Source organism: Pseudomonas sp. G5001 (assembly GCF_013385475.1).
Lineage (GTDB): Bacteria > Pseudomonadota > Gammaproteobacteria > Pseudomonadales > Pseudomonadaceae > Aquipseudomonas.
This window is the reverse complement of record NZ_JACAPZ010000056.1, coordinates 1-17,327: the sequence shown is the minus strand read 5'-3', so window position 1 is coordinate 17,327 and position 17,327 is coordinate 1. Positions and strand designations below refer to the sequence as shown.

15 protein-coding genes are annotated in these 17,327 nt (G+C 62.5%); 6 read left to right on the top strand and 9 right to left on the bottom strand.

Features of this window, described 5'->3' with window-relative positions:
* Positions 1-225: 225 nt before the first annotated feature.
* Genes HX805_RS31425 through HX805_RS31395 form a run of 7 tightly spaced genes read right to left on the bottom strand, consistent with a single transcriptional unit; the run spans position 226 to position 6,674 of the window.
* Complete coding sequence (locus tag HX805_RS31425; protein ID WP_177081785.1) at positions 226-1,257, bottom strand: ABC transporter substrate-binding protein; 1,032 nt, start codon at positions 1,255-1,257, stop codon at positions 226-228.
* A gap of 17 nt (positions 1,258-1,274) precedes the next feature.
* Complete coding sequence (locus HX805_RS31420) at positions 1,275-2,378, bottom strand: FAD-binding oxidoreductase (protein ID WP_008430551.1); 1,104 nt, start codon at positions 2,376-2,378, stop codon at positions 1,275-1,277.
* Entirely contained in the window at positions 2,375-3,718 is a 1,344-nt protein-coding gene (locus tag HX805_RS31415; protein ID WP_177117624.1) for an NAD(P)/FAD-dependent oxidoreductase, read from the bottom strand. The genes HX805_RS31420 and HX805_RS31415 overlap by 4 nt, the downstream gene beginning before the upstream one ends.
* Positions 3,715-4,005 carry a (2Fe-2S)-binding protein gene (locus tag HX805_RS31410; protein ID WP_003218277.1) on the bottom strand — a complete coding sequence of 97 codons (291 nt, stop codon included), beginning with the start codon at positions 4,003-4,005 and terminating at the stop codon, positions 3,715-3,717. Before HX805_RS31410 ends, HX805_RS31415 begins: the two co-directional genes overlap by 4 nt.
* Positions 4,005-4,799, bottom strand: a complete 795-nt coding sequence (locus tag HX805_RS31405; RefSeq protein ID WP_003218275.1) for an ABC transporter permease — start codon at positions 4,797-4,799, stop codon at positions 4,005-4,007. Before HX805_RS31405 ends, HX805_RS31410 begins: the two co-directional genes overlap by 1 nt.
* Before the next feature lie 4 nt (positions 4,800-4,803).
* Positions 4,804-5,649 carry an ABC transporter permease gene (locus HX805_RS31400; protein WP_177117623.1) on the bottom strand — a complete coding sequence of 282 codons (846 nt, stop codon included), beginning with the start codon at positions 5,647-5,649 and terminating at the stop codon, positions 4,804-4,806.
* A complete protein-coding gene (locus HX805_RS31395; RefSeq protein ID WP_003218271.1) occupies positions 5,646-6,674 on the bottom strand; it encodes an ABC transporter ATP-binding protein in 1,029 nt (342 codons plus the stop codon). Before HX805_RS31395 ends, HX805_RS31400 begins: the two co-directional genes overlap by 4 nt.
* 241 nt (positions 6,675-6,915) lie before the next feature.
* On the opposite strand from HX805_RS31395, the gene HX805_RS31390 reads away from it, so the two are divergent.
* Positions 6,916-7,746: an IclR family transcriptional regulator gene (locus HX805_RS31390; protein ID WP_003218269.1), complete on the top strand. Its 831-nt coding sequence runs from the start codon at positions 6,916-6,918 to the stop codon at positions 7,744-7,746.
* Between the two features lie 118 nt (positions 7,747-7,864).
* Here HX805_RS31390 and HX805_RS31385 read toward each other — a convergent pair whose 3' ends face one another.
* Both HX805_RS31385 and HX805_RS31380 read right to left on the bottom strand, forming a co-directional pair.
* A complete protein-coding gene (locus tag HX805_RS31385) occupies positions 7,865-8,563 on the bottom strand; it encodes a response regulator (RefSeq protein ID WP_008430557.1) in 699 nt (232 codons plus the stop codon).
* Entirely contained in the window at positions 8,538-11,924 is a 3,387-nt protein-coding gene (locus tag HX805_RS31380) for an ATP-binding protein (protein WP_177081789.1), read from the bottom strand. Before HX805_RS31380 ends, HX805_RS31385 begins: the two co-directional genes overlap by 26 nt.
* A 354-nt stretch (positions 11,925-12,278) precedes the next feature.
* On the opposite strand from HX805_RS31380, the gene urtA reads away from it, so the two are divergent.
* The 5 genes from urtA to urtE all read left to right on the top strand — a co-directional run bounded on the left by urtA (position 12,279) and on the right by urtE (position 17,227).
* A complete protein-coding gene (gene urtA / locus HX805_RS31375) occupies positions 12,279-13,487 on the top strand; it encodes an urea ABC transporter substrate-binding protein (RefSeq protein ID WP_003218263.1) in 1,209 nt (402 codons plus the stop codon).
* 196 nt (positions 13,488-13,683) lie between these two features.
* Positions 13,684-14,601 (top strand): urea ABC transporter permease subunit UrtB, encoded by a 918-nt coding sequence (gene urtB / locus HX805_RS31370; protein WP_177010127.1) that lies wholly within the window; start codon positions 13,684-13,686, stop codon positions 14,599-14,601.
* A gap of 10 nt (positions 14,602-14,611) precedes the next feature.
* Positions 14,612-15,772 carry an urea ABC transporter permease subunit UrtC gene (gene urtC, locus HX805_RS31365; RefSeq protein ID WP_177081791.1) on the top strand — a complete coding sequence of 387 codons (1,161 nt, stop codon included), beginning with the start codon at positions 14,612-14,614 and terminating at the stop codon, positions 15,770-15,772.
* A complete protein-coding gene (gene urtD, locus HX805_RS31360) occupies positions 15,769-16,527 on the top strand; it encodes an urea ABC transporter ATP-binding protein UrtD (RefSeq protein ID WP_003218258.1) in 759 nt (252 codons plus the stop codon). Before urtC ends, urtD begins: the two co-directional genes overlap by 4 nt.
* Before the next feature lie 10 nt (positions 16,528-16,537).
* The gene (gene urtE, locus HX805_RS31355; RefSeq protein ID WP_008430563.1) at positions 16,538-17,227 is read left to right on the top strand and encodes an urea ABC transporter ATP-binding subunit UrtE; all 690 of its coding nucleotides are present in this window, start codon (positions 16,538-16,540) and stop codon (positions 17,225-17,227) included.
* Positions 17,228-17,327: the final 100 nt, after the last annotated feature.

Sequence of the window (17,327 nt, the reverse complement as noted above, 5' to 3'; positions counted from 1 at the left end):
GGGTAACCCGGCAGGACGCCGGGTTAGCCGCGCTGGGCCAAGGATGGCCCATCGCGGCGGCCCACGGTCCAAAGCCGGAGTGAGGGCACACCGAGCCTAGGCGAGGTGCCGAGTGGTGGGGCAAGAGCCTTTTGGTTACTTTTGGGCTCCTTTCAAAAGTGACCCGCTGTAAGAGCGGAACCCATTTAAGCCATCACCCAAATAATGGATATTCACCCCCAAAGCCTACCGCTCAATCGACCGACTCCACCGCGCATTCCACTCGGGTCGTGCCTGGTTCACCTGATCCCAGTCAATCGAAATCGCCGTCTGCAAATAACTGTTCATCGCCTCTACCCGCGCCCGGGTTTTGTCGGTAGTCGGCGTCGTAGGATTCGAAGGAATCTGATCCCCCAGTTCCAAAGCCGGCGCCTGCGCCTCTGCGGTCAACAAGAACTGCGCCAGTTTCTGCGCCAACTCCGGCTGGTCATTCCGCGCAATCACACACTCCGCCACGTTCAACACCACCGCGCCTTCCTTCGGCTGCGCATACTCCATCGGCACACCCAACAACTGCTGCGTGGTCACCTGCGTCGGCGTCAGCGGAAAGATCGCTGCCTCATCCGTCTGCACCATCTCGGAAATCTTCGCCGAGCTGGCGATATATTCCAGCACGTTGGGCCCGACGGTTTTCGGCCAGGCCTTGAACCCCGGCTCCACGTTGGTCTCGCTGCCCCCCTGAATCCGGTTGAACATGAGGAACCCGTGCAACCCAAATGTGGACGAGGCCAAGGACTGGAACACCACCTTGTCCTTGAAGCGCGGGTCGGCCAGGTCCATCCACGACGTCGGCGGCGCCCAGCCCTTTTCCTTGAACATCTTGGCGTTGTAACCCAACCCGGTCACCCCGAGCGTCACCGCAACCGCTTCTTCCTTGATCTTCGCCTTGGCCGGAATCTGATCCAGGGTCGGATTGGGCGTGAGCTTCTCGCACAACCCCATGGAAATCGCGCGGTACATGATGCCGTCGTCGAGGAACATCACGTGCATCTGCGGGTTGTCCTTGTTGGCCTGCACCTTGGCCAGGATGTCCGACGAGGTGCCCGGCACGATCACCACCTTGACGTTGTTGGCCTTTTCGAACCCGGGCAGCACCTTGTCGGCGTAGACCCGCTCCATGGTGCCGCCGTTCATGCCCAGGTACAGCGTCGGTGCGGCGTGGGCCGCCGTGCTCAACAGGGCGAGGGACAGGCAAGACAGCGCAGTACGTTTGATCATGTGCATGAATCTTCCTCTCAGGCTTGGAAACGACGGATGGAAAATGCTTCGATGGGCTGCCGGCTGGCCCCCGTGCAGACGATCTCTGCCAGGGCTTCACCGACCGCAGGGCCGAGCTGGAACCCGGCGCCGGCAAAGCCGAAACCGTGGAGCAGGCCGGGTTGGGTGCTGCTGTCGCCGATCACCGGTTCGTGGTCGGGCAGATAACCTTCGGTGCCGCTCCAGGTACGGATCGCCTGGGCACCCTTGAGGAACGGGTACAACTCGCCGGCATTGCGCAGAATCTCCAGCACCGCCGCCTGGCCCGGGCGGGCTTGTTGCGGGCCCAGGGCAAAGCCGCGCCCGCCACCGAGGATGCAATTGCCCCGGGCGACTTGCCGCGCATAAATCCCGCCGCCTTCCACCCCGGTGCTCACGTCCATCACCACCGGCAACGGCTCGGTCACCAGCATCGCCGGGTGTGCCGAGGTCATCGGCACCGGCTCGCCAAAGTGCGCGGCCACGGTGCCGGCCCAGGCGCCGGCGCAGTTCAGCAGCCAGGGGGCTTGCAGCTGCAGCCCATTGGCACAGCGCAACTGAAACCGCTGGCCGTCATGTTCAAGATGGGTGACTTCGGTTTGCTCCATCACCCGAGCACCGTGCCGTTGCGCTGCGCGGGCAAAGGCGGGGGAGACCAGGCGCGGATTGGCGTGGCCGTCTTCGGGGCATAACGACGCGCCGACTGCCACATCACCCACCCACGGGAACCGGGCGCGCAGTTGAGCGTGGTCGAGCATTTGCAGGCCCAGGCCAAAGCCACGTGTAGCGTCGGCGTAAGCCTGCAGAGCCGCCAGATCGTCATGACTGCGGGCCAGTTTCAAATGCCCGGAGCGCACGTATTCGCCGTCGATGCCAATCAGCCCCGGCAAGTCGGACCATAGCTCATGGGCACGTTGCGATAGCGGCAGTTGGTGCAATGGCCGCCCCTGGCGCCGCACGCCGCCATAGTTCACACCACTGGAGTGCGAGCCACAAAAGTCCCGTTCCAGCAGCACCACGCGGCGACCTTTCTGCGCCAGCATCAAAGCCGCCGAGGCCCCGACAATCCCGCCACCCAACACGATCACTTCACTGTCGATCATGGCTGCACCTCCACGCCAAACGGCAAGGGTTTGATCGGTGCCTGGCCACGCAGGCGGCCAACGTTTTCAATCTCGCGGCCACTGCGCTGGGCAACGATTTCCGCCGCCGCCAGCCCGCACATCCGGCCCTGGCAGCGGCCCATGCCAACCCGGCAATGGGCCTTGACCCGGTTCACTTCCCAGTGGCCTTCGTCCACCACCGCGCGTACTTCGCCGACGCTGACTTCTTCACAGCGGCACAGGATCAGTTCGTCCGGAGCTTCAGCGGCCCAGTTTTCCGGGAAGGGGAAGGCGGTTTCCAGGCCGTGGCGAAAGCGCTGGATACCTGCCAGTTGTTGTTCCAGCACGGGCCCGCGACGGTGGTCGATGGCAACACCGCTGTCTTCGAGCAAGGCCAATGCCGCTCGCTCGCCGGCCATTTGCGCCGCATCGGCGCCCATGATTCCTGCACCGTCGCCAGCCAGATACACGCCCGCGACACTGCTACGCCCGGCCGCATCTCGCTGGGGCAACCAGGCGCGGTTCAATGCATTCCAGGCAAATTCACAGCCGAGTAAATCCGCCAGTTGAGTCTCGCTGCGCAGGGCATGGGCGAAGGCCACGGCATCACAGGCGATTTCCTGCTGGTCCCAGTGGATGCCCGTCACTCGTTGCTCGCCGTTGATGTGCGAAAGCGTTGCCCCTTGATGCACCGGGATGCCGTGGGCCGTGAGCCAGGCGCGGTAGTACAAACCCTTGGCCAGGGTCGCCGGCTGGCCGAGCAATGCCGGCAAGGCGCGGCATTGGGCGCTGAACGGTGCGCTGTCGAGCACCGCCACCACCCTGGCCCCGGCCTTGGCGTACTGATACGCCACCAGGTACAGCAACGGCCCGCTGCCGCAGAACGCGACACGCTCACCGATGGCGCAGCCTTGATACTTCAGCGCGATTTGCGCCGCGCCCAGGCTGTACACACCGGGCAGCGTCCAGCCCGGCACGGGCAGGATGCGGTCGGTGGCGCCCGTGGCGACGATGATCTGCGCGTATTCGATGCTTTCGGCGTGGCCGTTGTTGAGCATGTCCAGGCGGCCATTTTCCGCATTCCACACCAGGGTTTCCGGCCGGTAGTCGATCCGGGTGGCCAGCTCATCCATGGTGCGATGCAGCGCTGTCGCCTTGCCCGCTTCAAACCCATACAGCTGCTTGGCCGAGCGCTGGAAGTTCGCCGGCTGGCGCCGATAGATCTGGCCGCCACCGCGCAGGCTCTCGTCCACCAACACCGGGGTCACGCCATGGTCCAGCAAGGTCCGGGCTGCGATAATGCCCGCCGGGCCTGCGCCCACTATCACCACGGTCTTCATGCCTGGCGCCCCGGGTCACGGCGAATCGCCTGGCCGTCTTCCAGCAAGGTCGAACAGGCGCGCACTCGCCGACCATCCTCCAGCCGTACCCAGCAATCCTGGCAGGCCCCCATCAGGCAGAAACCGGCGCGGCGTTCGGCGCTGAAATCACTGCCCCGCAGGTGCTCGGCGCAGGTCAGTACGGCAGTCAGCAAGGTGTCCCCGAGCAGGCCCGTGGCAGGCTGCCCATCGAGGGTGAACGCCAGGCTGGGCCGCTCGGTTTCCGCCAGTCGTTTGAACAGTGCCATCAATGTTTCCCTACCAACACGCGATCCAGGCCGTAGACCCGGTCCAGCAGAATCATTGCCGCCGCCGTCAACCCGATCACCAGCGCCGACACGGCCGCCATCATCGGGTCGATGGATTCGGTGGCGTACACGTACATGCGCACCGGCAAGGTCTGGGTGGCCGGCGAGCTGACAAAGATCGACAGGGTCACTTCATCGAAACTATTGATGAACGCCAGCAACCAGCCGCCGGCCACGCCGGGCAGAATCATCGGCAAGGTGATCTGGCGAAACAGGGTGAAGCGGCTGGCGCCGAGGGATTCGGCAGCCTGCTCGGCGCTGCGGTCAATGCCGATGGCGGCCGCCAATACCAGGCGCAATACGTAAGGCGTGATGATCACCACGTGGGCCAGCATCAACCAGGTGAAGCTGCCGTTGACGCCCATCATTGCGAACAGCCGCAGCATCGCCACCCCCAGCACCAGGTGCGGGATGATGATCGGCGAGAGGAACAGCGCACTGAAGAAGTTACGGCCGGGGAACTGGTAGCGACTGATTGCCAGCGCCGCCGGCACCGCGATCAACGTCGCCAGGGTGGCGGCAACGAACGCCAGGACCAGGCTGTTGTAGAACGCCTGGATAAAGTCCGCGCGCTCGAACACCGCATGAAACCAGCGCAGGGAGAAGCCCGAAGTGGGCAGGCTCAAGGTGTTTTCCGGGGTGAAGGCCACGAGGCACACCACCACCAGCGGCGCCATCATGAACAGCACCACCAGGCCGTGAAAGCCCAGGGCCAAAGGACCGTTTCTGGACATCGTCTTATACTCCCAGGGACTTTTTGTAGCGGCCTTCGACCATGCGGTTCCAGCTCAGCATGATCAGCAAGTTGACCAACAGCAGCACCACCGCGATGGTCGCGCCCATGGGCCAGTTGAGTTCCGAGAGGTATTGGTCGTAGACCACCGTGGCGACCATCTTCAGGCGGCGTCCGCCCAGCAGGCCGGGGATCGCGAAGGAGCTGGCAGCCAGGCCGAACACGATCAGGGTGCCGGACAGCACGCCGGGCATTACCTGCGGCAACACGATCTTGCGCATCACCGTGGCCTGGCTGGCACCCAGGGACAGCGCCGCCTGTTCCGCCGACGGGTCGAGCTTCTGCAGGGAGGTCCACACCGGGATGATCATGAACGGCAGCATCACGTGCACCAGTGCGATGAGCACGGCGAACGAGGTGTACAGCAGCTTCACCGGCTTGCCGCCCAGGGCCTGGATCACCTGGTTCACCAGGCCATCGGCACCCAGCAGCAGGCTCCAGCCGAAGGCCCGCACCACCACCGAAATCAGCAGCGGGGTGAGGATCAGGATCAGGAAGATCGAGCGCCATGGCGTGCCCATGCGGCTGAGGATGTAGGCCTCGGGCACGCCGATCACCACGCAGAGCAAGGTCACCAGGGCACTGATCCAGAAGGTGCGCCAGAAGATCTCGTAGAAGTACGAATCGCTGAACAGCGACAGGTAGTGGGCGAAGGTCCACTCATCGGCCTTCACCCCCACCTGATAGTCGAACACGTTGAACGACAGCACCAGTGTCAGGCCCAGGGGCAGGATCAGCAGCCCGAAAAACAACACCAGCGCCGGCAACGACAACAGGTAGCCACGGCTCATGCGCGCACCTCATCCGCGGCCAGCACCCGCAACAGGTTCGACTCCCAGTCCAGGCCCACTGCAGCGCCGCAAGCCAATGGCGCGCTGCCGTCATTGCGGCGGACCACGGTCAGCTCGCCGATCTGGGTCTTGATGCGGTACAGCCATTGGCTGCCGAAGAAGTAGCTGTCGAGGATCCTGCCTTGCAGCCGGCCGTTGCCGGCCGCCACCAGGTCGATCTTTTCCGGGCGCAGGCTCAGGGTCAGTTCGCCGTTGCCGGGCTCGAAGCGCACTTGCGGCGCGCCGAGTTGATCGAAGTCGCCCGCCAGCAGGTTGGCCTTGCCGACAAAATCCGAGATGAAGCGTGTGCGCGGGTGTTCATAGAGTTTGTACGGCGCGTCGATCTGCGTCACGCGCCCGGCCTGCATCACTACTACCCGGTCGCTGATGGACAGCGCCTCGGCCTGGTCGTGGGTGACCATCAGGGTGGTGATCCCGACTTCACACTGGATGCGACGAATTTCGAACTGCATCTCTTCGCGCAGGTTGGCGTCGAGGTTGGAGAGGGGCTCGTCCAGCAGCAACACCGGCGGCTCGATCACCAGGGCGCGGGCCAGGGCCACGCGCTGACGCTGGCCGCCGGACAGTTCCCGCGGGTAGCGCTCGGCGTGGGGCGCCAGGCGCACCAGTTCCAGCACGGTCTTGACTCTGCTTGCGATCTCAGTGGCAGGCACCTTGCGCATCTTCAGGCCGAAGGCGACGTTGTCGCGCACGCTCATGTGGGGGAACAGCGCGTAGCTCTGGAACACCACGCCGAGGCCGCGGCTGGCGGGTTTGGCATGGGTGATGTCGCGACCGTCGAGGACGATCTGGCCACCGGTGACGTCGACGAAGCCGGCGATCATTTGCAAGGTGGTGGTCTTGCCGCAGCCCGAGGGGCCGAGCAGGGACACGAATTCGCCTTTTTCCACCGCAAGATCAGTGGCGACCACCGCGTCGACGGCGCCGTAGCGTTTGCTCAAGGCGTTGAGTTGGAGAAAAGCCATGTCTGCGTTCCACCTTTTTGAGTCGCGTCGAAACGCGCTTTTTTGTTTTGGGCAGATGCGAAAAGGGTGTTGCGGGTGCGTTGGCGCTCGATCTTGAGTCGGCTGCCGTGAGTTGTTCATTTCGCCCCTGTGGACGCAGATTAGGGCGAAAGACTAGGATGGCGGAAGATGGAATTTCACTGGATAGAGTACTTTTTTCAGTTTCATTCACTGACCAGAATTTAGTGTGAGATATCGGCTTATGGATTCCACTGAGCGGAATGAAAGTGTCAAGGAAGTCGGCGCCGGTGGCGTCTCCCGGTTGTTTGCATTACTGCGCATCCTCGGCGCGGCGCCGGACGGTGGTGAACGGGTGACGCAACTGGCGCAGCAGGTGGGGCTGTCGCAACCCACCACCCACCGACTGCTGCGCAGCCTGATGGACGAGGGCATGGTGGAGCAGGATGCGCGCAGCAAGCGCTATCGGCTGAGCCTGGAGTTCTTTGCCCTGGCGGCGAATGCGGGCAACACCGGCAACCTGCGGGACCTGGTGCGGCCGAGCATGTTGCGCCTCAGTGCGTCGTTGGGGGATTCATTGTTCCTGCTGGCGCGCAGTGGGTTTGATGCGATCTGCCTGGACCGCAGTGAAGGGCCGTATCCGATCCGTACCTTTACCGGTGATATCGGCGGCCGCGTGGCGCTGGGCGTGGGGCAGGGCAGCCTGGCGATTTTGGCGTTTTTGCCGGAGGAAGAGCGCGAGACGGTGATCCGCTACAACTTGCCGCGGCTCAAGGATTTTCACCTGTACGACGAGGTGTTTTTGCGTTCGGAGGTGGAGAGTGTGCGGCGGTTGGGGTATGCGGCGCGAAACACCGGGGTGCTGGAAGGCATGGCCGGGTTGGCGGTGCCGATCCTGGATCGCAATGGGCATGCGGTGGCGGCGTTGAGTGTGGCGACCATCAGCGACCGCCTGGGGCCGGGGCGGTTGCCGACGGTGGTGGAGTTGTTGAAGCGCGAGGCGGCGGCGATCGGGCCGAAGATCAACCCGTTTGATCCGACGTTGCGCCGGCCTTCGCAGATCTTCGGTGGGTAGGTAATACCAGTAACGACACAGATCAAATGTGGGAGCGGGCTTGCTCGCGAATGCGGTGTATCAGTAAAAAATTTGGTGACTGACACACCGCATTCGCGAGCAAGCCCGCTCCCACATTTTAGACCGTGGCCATCTGTGGGATCCGGGTTGGACTCATCGCCGCCATCGCCACCGAAGTCGCCGCCGTGCGCGTCTCCACTCCCAGCTTCACATACACATGCTCCAGATGCTTGTTCACCGTCCTCGGACTCAACCCAAGAATGTCGCCAATATCCCGATTGGTCTTGCCACACGCCACCCAACGCAGCACTTCCACTTCCCGCTCCGTCAACTGAAACCGCGCCGACAATAGCTTGTGCGCCGGCTCATCCTCCAGGGTGATCACGCTCGGCTGTGTCGCCGCACGCGCCGACAGCAAAATCCGCGACGTACGCAAATGCGCCGCCACCCGCGCCAGCACTTCATCGGTCTGGATCGGCTTGGTCACGTAATCGCTGCCGCCCACCTCGAACCCCTGCACCACATGCTTGCTGTCGGTCAGCCCAGTCATGAACACCACCGGAATATCCGCGCTGGCCGGTTGTGCCTTGAGCCGGCGGCAGGTTTCAAAGCCGTCCAGCCCGGGCATCACCGCGTCCAGCAGGATCAAATCCGGGCGCCGGCGTTGCACGCGGTTCAGCGCGCTGAGGCCGTCCAGCGCCACCAGCACCATGTAGCCGGCGTCGTCCAGGGCGTCGGAGAGCATGGCCAGGTTGTCCGGGGTGTCGTCGACAATCAGCACCACGCCGGGCTCAGCGCTGTGGGTCAAGGCATTCATCTTCGGCCTCCTTCAGGATTCGGTTGAGTTCTTCCAGGCGAAAGCTTTTCAGCAAGGCCCGGAGCTTATTGATGAACGGTGCGGTACCTGGGCTGTCCAGCACGATGGCGTCGAGCTTTTCATGCAAACCACGCACATAGCCAATGGCGCTCAGTTCGGCGAGCACCGCGAGTTCTTCTGCGCTGGGTAGCGCGCCTTGGGTCGCGACCGGCGCGGCGAGCGGTGTGCGACGGCGCAGCCATTGCAAGTCCAGGTGCAGTTGCAGGCGCCCGAGCAGTTCAGGGGTACGCACCGGCTTGGCCAGGTAGTCGTTGCAGGCACCGGCGATGCTGCGTTCGCGGTCGTCAGTGAAGGCGTTGGCGGAGATGATGATAATCGGCGCGGCAGACAGCGCATTACGCCGGATCATCCGGCTGGTGGCCCAGCCGTCCATGGTCGGCATCGAGAGGTCCATCAGGATCAGGTCCGGCGACAGCAGCGCTACCTGGCGGATCGCCTCCTGGCCGTTGCTGGCCTGGGACACCTCGAAGCCCAGGGGCGTGAGCATGCCGCTGAGCACCTTGCGATGGTCCACGTGGTCATCCACCACCAGGATGCGCCGTCGTTCGCCGTGGTAGCCGATGATGTCGTGCTCCACATGCACCACGGCTTGCGGCACGCGGACCTGGGACAGGAACAGCCGTACCTGGAAGCAGGTGCCCTTGTCCAGCTCGCTGACCACCCGCAATTCGCCGCCCATCAGCGAGGTCAGCATGCGTGTGATGGTCAGGCCCAGACCCACGCCCTTGTCCTGGCGCATCAGGTCGCCGCGTTCGAACGGCTGGAAAATCCGCTCGATCTGTTCGGGGTCAATCCCGATGCCGGTGTCGATGATTTCGAAGTTGGCGGTCTCGCGCATGTAGCTGACCCGCAGGCGCACCTCGCCGCTGTCGGTAAAGTTGATCGCGTTGCCCAGCAGGTTGATCAGGATCTGCCGCACGCGTTTTTCATCGCCGCGCACTACGGCGGGGATCTTGCCCACGCAGTCCAGGCGAAAGCGCAGGCCCTTGTCTTCGGCCTGGGGGGTGAACATCTGCTCCAGGTCGTGGATCAGTTCCGGGAAGGGGATTTCGGTGAGCTCCAGGCGCAGCTTGCCGGCCTCGATCTTCGCCACGTCCAGCAGGCCGTCAATCAGCGACAGCAGGTGCGAGCCGCTGCGCAGGATGGTCGCCAGGGCATCCTGATGCTGCTCGGGCATTGCGCTGTCACGCTGCAGAATCTGGGTGAAGCCGAGGATGCTGTTGAGCGGCGTGCGCAGCTCGTGGGACAGCCCGGTGACGTAGCGACTCTTGGCCGCGTTCGCTGCTTCCGAGGCTTCCTTGGCCTGTTGCAGGGCCTGGTCGGTGAGGCTGTGGGCGGCGATCTCCTGCATCAGCAGCGAGGTTTGCCGGTCGGATTCTTCCTGGGCCACCCGCCGGCTTTCGCGGGTGAGTACTACCCACCAGGCGAGTACGGCGGCCAGCACCGAGAGCGTGAGGAACGCCTTGAAAAACGCCTGGTACAAGGTTTGCGAATGGGGCAATCCCTGGGCCGCCTGCATGTAGATCAGCGCCAGGGCCCCGGCGAGCATCAGTACCAGCGCCAGTAACAAGCCCAGGTAGTGCGCGAGCCGGGTATGCAGGCGCGGTACCAGCGTGGTCGGCAGCAACCAGCGCAACACCCTTTCGAACTGGCTGGCCAGGCGCGCGTGGGGTTTGCAACGGTCGCCGCAACGCGCATCCAGTGAGCAACAGAGCGAGCAGATCGGCGTGCTGTAGGCCGGGCAGAACGCCATGTCGGCGGTCTCGAACGGGTTGCTGCACAGCCCGCAGATCACCAGGCCGGTGCCGGGTTGCGGGTGAATCAATTGCGCCTCGCTGCTGCGCGCAATGTAGTAGCGGCCCTTGGTCAGCCACGCCAATAGCGGCGCCATGATTAACGCGGTGCCCAGCGCGACAAACGGTGGCGCGGCCTGGGCCAGGGCGCCGAACAGGCCGAAGTGGGCGAGGATCGACAGCAGCGAGGCAATCAGCATCGAGCCGACGCCCACCGGGTTGATGTCGTAGAGGTGCGCACGCTTGAATTCGATGTGTTTGGGCGACAGGCCCAGGGGCTTGTTGATTACCAGGTCCGCTACCAGCGTGCCGATCCAGGCAATCGCGATATTCGCGTAGAGCCCCAGCACCTGCTCGATCACATCGAATACGCCGAGCTCCATCAGCATCAGCGCAATGGCGACGTTGAACACCAGCCACACCACGCGGCCGGGGTGGCTGTGGGTCACGCGGGCAAAGAAGTTCGACCAGGCCAGGGAGCCGGCGTAGGCGTTGGTCAGGTTGATCTTCATCTGCGAGATGAACACGAACAGCACCATCGCCCCCAGCGCCCATTCGGGAGAGGAGAACACATAGCCGAACGCGACGAGGTACATCTGGGTTGGCTCGGCGGCGCGCTCCATGGGGATTTCATGTTGCAGGGCGAGGAACGCCAGGAACGCCCCGGCGAACATTTTCAACGCCCCCGGCACGATCCAGCCGGGCCCGGCGCATAACAGCGCGGCCCACCAGCGCTTGCGGTTGGCGCTGGTTTTTTCCGGAAGGAAGCGCAGGTAGTCCACCTGTTCGCCGATCTGCGTGACCAGCGACAGCGCCACGGTGCAGGCGGCGCAGAACGACAGCAGATTGAAGTCGCCACCGTCGCTGCTGCGGCCGACAAAGCTGGTCCAGTCGCTGAAGGCCTCGGGGTTCTTCCACAACACGAAGCCATAGGGCAGCACCAGCAGCACCAGCCACAACGGTTGCGTCCACAATTGCAGGCGGCTGATCAGCGTTACGCCGTAGGCCACCAGCGGGATCACCAGCAGTGAACAGATGACATAGGCGATGGCCAGCGGGATATGGAAATACAACTCCAGGGCCAGGGCCATGATCGCCGCTTCCAGGGCGAAGAACAGGAAGGTGAAGCTGGCGTAGATCAGCGAGGTGATGGTGGAGCCGATGTAACCGAAGCCCGCGCCGCGGGTCAGCAGGTCCATGTCTACGCCATAGCGGGCGGCGTAGTAGCTGATGGGCAGGCCGGTGAGAAAGATCACCAGGCTGATGGCGAGGATCGCCCAGAAGGTGTTGGTAAAGCCGTAGCTCAAAGCCAATACGCCGCCGATGGCCTCCAGCGCCAGGAACGACACCGCGCCCAAGGCGGTGTTGGCGATGCGCAGTTCCGACCATTTGCGGAAGGACTTCGGGGTGTAGCGCAGGGCGTAGTCTTCCATGGTCTCGTCGGCGACCCAGGAGTTGTAGTCGCGGCGGATCTTGACGATGCGCTGGGTGCCGGGGAGGGGGTGCACGGTGGGGAACTCCTGCAAGGATGGGGAGATGGCAGCAATATTCGTGCCCCAGTCCTGCGGGGTGCGCTCTTCGTGGCGAGGGAGCTTGCTCCCGTTGGACTGCGAAGCAGGCCCAGCAAGACCACTTCATTTTTCCAGGCAGAACCGGGTCGCCGGTTTTGGGGCCGCTGCGCAGCCCAACGGGAGCAAGCTCCCTCGCCACAGGGGTTTCCTTTCCCAGGGCGGGCGGGATCCTGCTCGAAAATGGTGCGCAACGGCATACGTCAAATGACGTACGCCGTTACGTCAGGCTGCGTATACCCGCCGTGGCCACCTGCCGCCATGCTGAACCCCTCATTGCAGAGGAGTCGCCCCATGGAATCACGATTGATCCGCTCCAAACCGTTGTTGGCCTTATCACTGCTGGCGGCGAGTCTGTTCAGCCATGGCGTCATGGCCGACAACGAAGGCCTGGCGGTGACGCCTACCGAAGTCACCGTCGGCCAGTTGCACTCGGCCACCGGCACCATGGCGATTTCCGAAACCGGTTCGATCCAGGCCGAACGCCTGGCCATCGAGCAGATCAACGCCTCGGGCGGGATCCTCGGGCGGCAGATCAAGGTGATCCAGGAAGACGGCGCGTCCGACTGGCCGACCTTCGCCGAAAAGGCCAAGAAACTGCTGGTGAACGACAAGGTGGCCGCAGTGTTCGGCTGCTGGACCTCCGCTTCACGTAAAGCCGTATTGCCGATCTTCGAGAAAGAAAACGGCCTGCTCTACTACCCGACCTTCTACGAAGGCCTGGAACAGTCGAAAAACGTGATCTACACCGGCCAGGAAGCGACCCAGCAAATCCTCGCCAGCCTCGACTGGATCGCCAAGACCAAGGGCGCCAAAACCTTCTACCTGGTGGGCTCGGACTACATCTGGCCGCGCACCTCGATGAAGATCGCGCGCAAGCACATTGAAAACGTCCTGCACGGCACCGTGGTCGGCGAAGACTACTACCCGCTGGGCAACACCCAGTTCGGTTCGCTGATCAACAAGGTCAAGCTGAAAAAGCCTGACGTGGTGTTTGCGGCCGTGGTGGGCGGCTCCAACGTGGCCTTCTACAAACAGCTCAACGCAGCGGGCGTGAATGCGTCCAAGCAAACCCTGTTGACCCTGTCGGTGACCGAAGACGAACTGCTGGGCATCGGCGGCGAAAACATGGCTGGCTTCTATGCCTCGATGAAGTACTTCCAGAGCCTCGACAACCCGAACAACAAAGCCTTCGTGGAAGCGTTCAAGGCCAAGTACGGCAAGGACGCAGTGATTGGCGACGTGACCCAGGCGGCCTACCTCGGCCCATGGTTGTGGAAAGCGGCGGTGGAGAAGGCCGGCAGTTTCGACGTGGATAAAGTCGTCGCCGCATCGCCTGGCATCGAGCTGAAAAACGCGCCGGAAGGCTATGTGAAGATCCACGAAAACCATCACCTGTGGAGCAAGTCGCGCATTGGTGAAGTGCAGCCAAACGGGCAGTTCAAGGTGATCTACGAGTCGGATCTGATCGAGCCGAATCCGTTTCCGAAAGGCTATCAATAACCTCGGGTCTGGCGCTGATCTGAATGTGGGAACTGGTTTTGTGTGGGAGCGGGCTTGCTCGCGAAAGCGGTGAATCAGTGAGTGCATCCGGTACTGACACACCGTATTCGCGAGCAAGCCCGCTCCCACACAAGCCAGCTCCCACATAAAGCAGAAGCAGATTGCATTTCAACCTCCCGCTCAGGAGACCATCATCATGGAATGGCTATCGGAATTTGGAGCCATCGCGGCGATGCAGGGGTTCAACGGCTTGTCCGTGTTCTGCGTGCTGTTGCTGATGGCATTGGGACTGGCAATCATCTTCGGCCAGATGGGCGTGATCAACATGGCCCACGGTGAGTTCCTGACCATTGGCGCCTACACCACCTACGTCTGTTCAAGCCTTACCGCGCATTTCGCGCCAAGCTTTCAGCCGTACTACTTTTTCGTTGCCATTGCCCTTTCATTCCTCGTCGCCGGCGCCGTGGGCTGGCTGGTGGAATGGGCGATGATCAGCCGCTTGTACAAGCGGCCCCTGGACACCTTGCTCGCCACCTGGGGTTTGTCCCTGGTGATGCAGCAAACCTTCCGCTCGGTGTTCGGCGCCCGTGAAGTGAGCGCCGAACCGCCGGCCTGGCTGATGGGTTCGGTGAACCTTAGCGACGCCATCGAAATCCCGCGCAACGGCCTGTTTATGATGGGCCTGACCGTGCTGCTGACCGGAGCGATCTTCGTCATGCTCTACCGTTCGCGCTGGGGCTTGCAGGTGCGCGCCACCGTGCAGAACCGCTTGATGAGCCGGGCGGTGGGCATCAACACGCGCAAGGTCGACCGCATGACCTTCGCCCTCGGCTGCGGCGTGGCGGGCGTGGCCGGTGCGGCGTTCACCACCATCGGCTCCACCGGGCCGACCGCCGGTTCGCAGTACATCGTCGACACCTTCCTGGTCGTCGTATTCGGCGGCGCGCAAAGCCTGTTCGGCACCATTGCCTCGGCGTTCGTGATTGCCCAGACCCAATCGCTGTCGGAGTTTTTCCTCAGTGGCTCGATGGCCAAGGTGCTGACGCTGTCGTCGGTGATCCTGATCCTGATGCTGCGCCCGCAAGGGTTGTTCTCCATCAAAGTGCGCAAGTAGAGGCGAACCGATGAAGGCTCTAGACAAACTGCTGGGCGGCCAGCAAAACCTGATCGGCATCGTGCTGTTGGCGCTGTTGATCCTCGTGGTGTTCCCGCTGACCCTGGACGCCTTCCGGCTGAACATGGTCGGCAAGTACCTGACCTACGCGTTCGTCGCGGTGGGCCTGGTGCTGTGCTGGGGCTATGGCGGGATTCTCAGCCTCGGGCAGGGGGTGTTTTTCGGCGTCGGCGGCTACTGCATGGCGATGTTCCTGAAGCTTGAGGCCTCGGACCCGATCAGCACCAAGATCCAGTCCACCCCGGGCATCCCGGACTTCATGGACTGGAACCAGATCACCGAACTGCCGTGGCTGTGGCAGCCGTTCCACAGCTTCACGTTTACCTTGTTCGCGGTGATTGCGGTGCCGGTGCTGCTGGCGTTCATCATTGGCATGGCGCTGTTCAAGCGGCGGGTGGGTGATGTGTATTTCTCCATCGTCACCCAGGCGATTGCGCTGATTCTCACGGTGCTGATCGTCGGCCAGCAAGGCCTTACCGGTGGTGTCAATGGCATTACTGACCTCAAGACCCTGCTGGGCTGGGACCTGCGCGGTGACGGCGCGAAGATGATCCTGTATTTCATCAACGCCGGGCTGTTGTTCGGCTGCATCTTCATTGGCCGTTTCATCCTCGCCTCGAAGCTGGGCCGGCTGTTGATGGCCATGCGCGACAAGGAAGAGCGGGTACGGTTTTCCGGGTATGACGTGGCCAGTTTCAAGATTTTCGTGTTCTGCGTGGCGGCGGCGTTCTCGGCGATTGGCGGGGCGATGTTTGCCTTGCAGGTGGGCTTTATGTCGCCGTCGTTCGTGGGCATCGTGCCGTCCATCGAGATGGTGATCTTTGCCGCGGTGGGCGGGCGCATGTCGTTGCTGGGCGCGGTGTATGGCGCGTTGCTGGTGAACTATGGCAAGACCTACTTTTCCGAATCCTTCCCTGAGCTGTGGCTGTACCTGATGGGCGGGTTGTTTATCGCCGTGGTCATGTACTTCCCCAACGGCCTGGCGGGGTTGTGGGACAGCCATGGTCGCCAGGCCTTGGCCCGGGTGTTGCGGCGCAAGCCGGTGATCAAGTCCGAACCGGCGAAGATCAAGCCCAAGGCTGAAGCCAAGATCCTGGAGACACAGCCATGACCGCCGTTGGTTTTGAAATGAAGAAACCGGTGTTGGCTATCGAAGGCCTCACCGTGTCATTCGATGGCTTCAAGGCTGTCGACAACCTCAACCTGTATATCGACCGCAATGAAGTGCGGGTGGTGATCGGGCCCAACGGCGCCGGCAAAACCACGGTGCTGGATTTGATCTGCGGCAAGACCCGCGCCACCAGTGGCAGCATCCAGTTCGACGGCCAGGAACTGACCAAAATGCGCGAATACAACATCGTGCGCGCCGGGGTAGGGCGCAAGTTCCAGAACCCATCGATCTACGAAAACCTCACGGTGTTTGAAAACCTCGAGATGTCGTATCCGGCCGGGCGCAAGGTGTGGGGCGCGCTGTTTTTCAAGCGTAATGCCCAGGTGATTGCGCGGGTCGAGGAGGTGGCGCGGGAAATCTTCCTCGGCGACTTGTTGCAGCAGCAGGCGGACCTGCTGTCTCACGGGCAAAAGCAGTGGCTGGAGATTGGCATGCTGCTGATGCAAGACCCTGAATTGCTGATGCTCGACGAGCCGGTGGCCGGGATGAGCGTCAACGAGCGGGCGCAAACGGCCGAGTTGCTCAAGCGCATCAGCCAGGGGCGCTCGGTGTTGGTGATCGAGCATGACATGGAGTTCGTCAAGAGCATTGCCCACAAGGTCACGGTGTTGCATCAGGGCAAGGTGCTGGCCGAGGGCAGCATGGAGTCGGTGCAGAGCAATCCGAAAGTCATTGAAGTGTATTTGGGCCACTGAGGAGTCGGGCATGTTCAAGATCGACAAACTGTCGTGTGGGTACGGGCAGAGCCAGATTCTTCACGACCTGGAGCTGGATGTGGCGAAGCGTGAGATCGTCGCGGTGATGGGGCGCAACGGGATGGGCAAGACCACGTTGTTCAAGAGCCTGATGGGTATTTTGCCGCAGTGGCAGGGGCAGGTGAGTGTGGATGGGCATGATGTGTCTGCGCTTGAAACCCATGAGCGGGTGGAGCGGGGGATTGCCTATGTGCCGCAGGGGCGGATGATTTTTCCCAGCATGAGTGTGTTGGAGAATATTCAGACTGGGTTGCCGGCGGCGGCCCGGGGCAGGGTGCCTGAGGATTTGTATGCGCTGTTTCCGGTGCTGTATGACATGCGTTCGCGCAAGGGTGGGAATTTGTCTGGGGGGCAGCAACAGCAGTTGGCGATTGCCCGGGCGTTGGCGACGAATCCCAAGGTGTTGTTGCTCGATGAGCCGACTGAGGGGATTCAGCCTTCGATCATCAAGGACATTGCTCGTACGCTTAAGGAGATTCGCAATTTGCGGGATTTGACGATTGTTGTTTCTGAGCAGGTGTTGTCGTTTACTCTGGAAATTGCTGATCGGTTTTTGGTGATTGAGAAGGGGAGGTTTGTGATTGAGGAAACTCGGGATCGGGTGGATGAGGCGACTATCAGTCGGTATTTGTCGGTTTGATCTGGCTGCGCAATACCTGCGTTCGGCCTCGGGCTTATTGGGGCAGTCAGATCAAAATCAAAAGCAAGAGCACGGCGGCCTTAGAGCCGACCTGAGTGTT

What these genes read in the sequence shown, in the direction of transcription:
- HX805_RS31415 (WP_177117624.1), bottom strand. Translation starts at nt 3,718, where the DNA reads ATGAAGACCGTGGTGATAGTGGGCGCAGGCCCGGCGGGCATTATCGCA.
- HX805_RS31405 (WP_003218275.1), bottom strand. Translation starts at nt 4,799, where the DNA reads ATGTCCAGAAACGGTCCTTTGGCCCTGGGCTTTCACGGCCTGGTGGTG.
- HX805_RS31390 (WP_003218269.1), top strand. Translation starts at nt 6,916, where the DNA reads ATGGATTCCACTGAGCGGAATGAAAGTGTCAAGGAAGTCGGCGCCGGT.
- HX805_RS31410 (WP_003218277.1), bottom strand. Translation starts at nt 4,005, where the DNA reads ATGGCACTGTTCAAACGACTGGCGGAAACCGAGCGGCCCAGCCTGGCG.
- HX805_RS31420 (WP_008430551.1), bottom strand. Translation starts at nt 2,378, where the DNA reads ATGATCGACAGTGAAGTGATCGTGTTGGGTGGCGGGATTGTCGGGGCC.
- urtB (WP_177010127.1), top strand. Translation starts at nt 13,684, where the DNA reads ATGGAATGGCTATCGGAATTTGGAGCCATCGCGGCGATGCAGGGGTTC.
- urtD (WP_003218258.1), top strand. Translation starts at nt 15,769, where the DNA reads ATGACCGCCGTTGGTTTTGAAATGAAGAAACCGGTGTTGGCTATCGAA.
- HX805_RS31385 (WP_008430557.1), bottom strand. Translation starts at nt 8,563, where the DNA reads ATGAATGCCTTGACCCACAGCGCTGAGCCCGGCGTGGTGCTGATTGTC.
- urtA (WP_003218263.1), top strand. Translation starts at nt 12,279, where the DNA reads ATGGAATCACGATTGATCCGCTCCAAACCGTTGTTGGCCTTATCACTG.
- HX805_RS31425 (WP_177081785.1), bottom strand. Translation starts at nt 1,257, where the DNA reads ATGATCAAACGTACTGCGCTGTCTTGCCTGTCCCTCGCCCTGTTGAGC.
- urtC (WP_177081791.1), top strand. Translation starts at nt 14,612, where the DNA reads ATGAAGGCTCTAGACAAACTGCTGGGCGGCCAGCAAAACCTGATCGGC.
- HX805_RS31395 (WP_003218271.1), bottom strand. Translation starts at nt 6,674, where the DNA reads ATGGCTTTTCTCCAACTCAACGCCTTGAGCAAACGCTACGGCGCCGTC.
- HX805_RS31400 (WP_177117623.1), bottom strand. Translation starts at nt 5,649, where the DNA reads ATGAGCCGTGGCTACCTGTTGTCGTTGCCGGCGCTGGTGTTGTTTTTC.
- urtE (WP_008430563.1), top strand. Translation starts at nt 16,538, where the DNA reads ATGTTCAAGATCGACAAACTGTCGTGTGGGTACGGGCAGAGCCAGATT.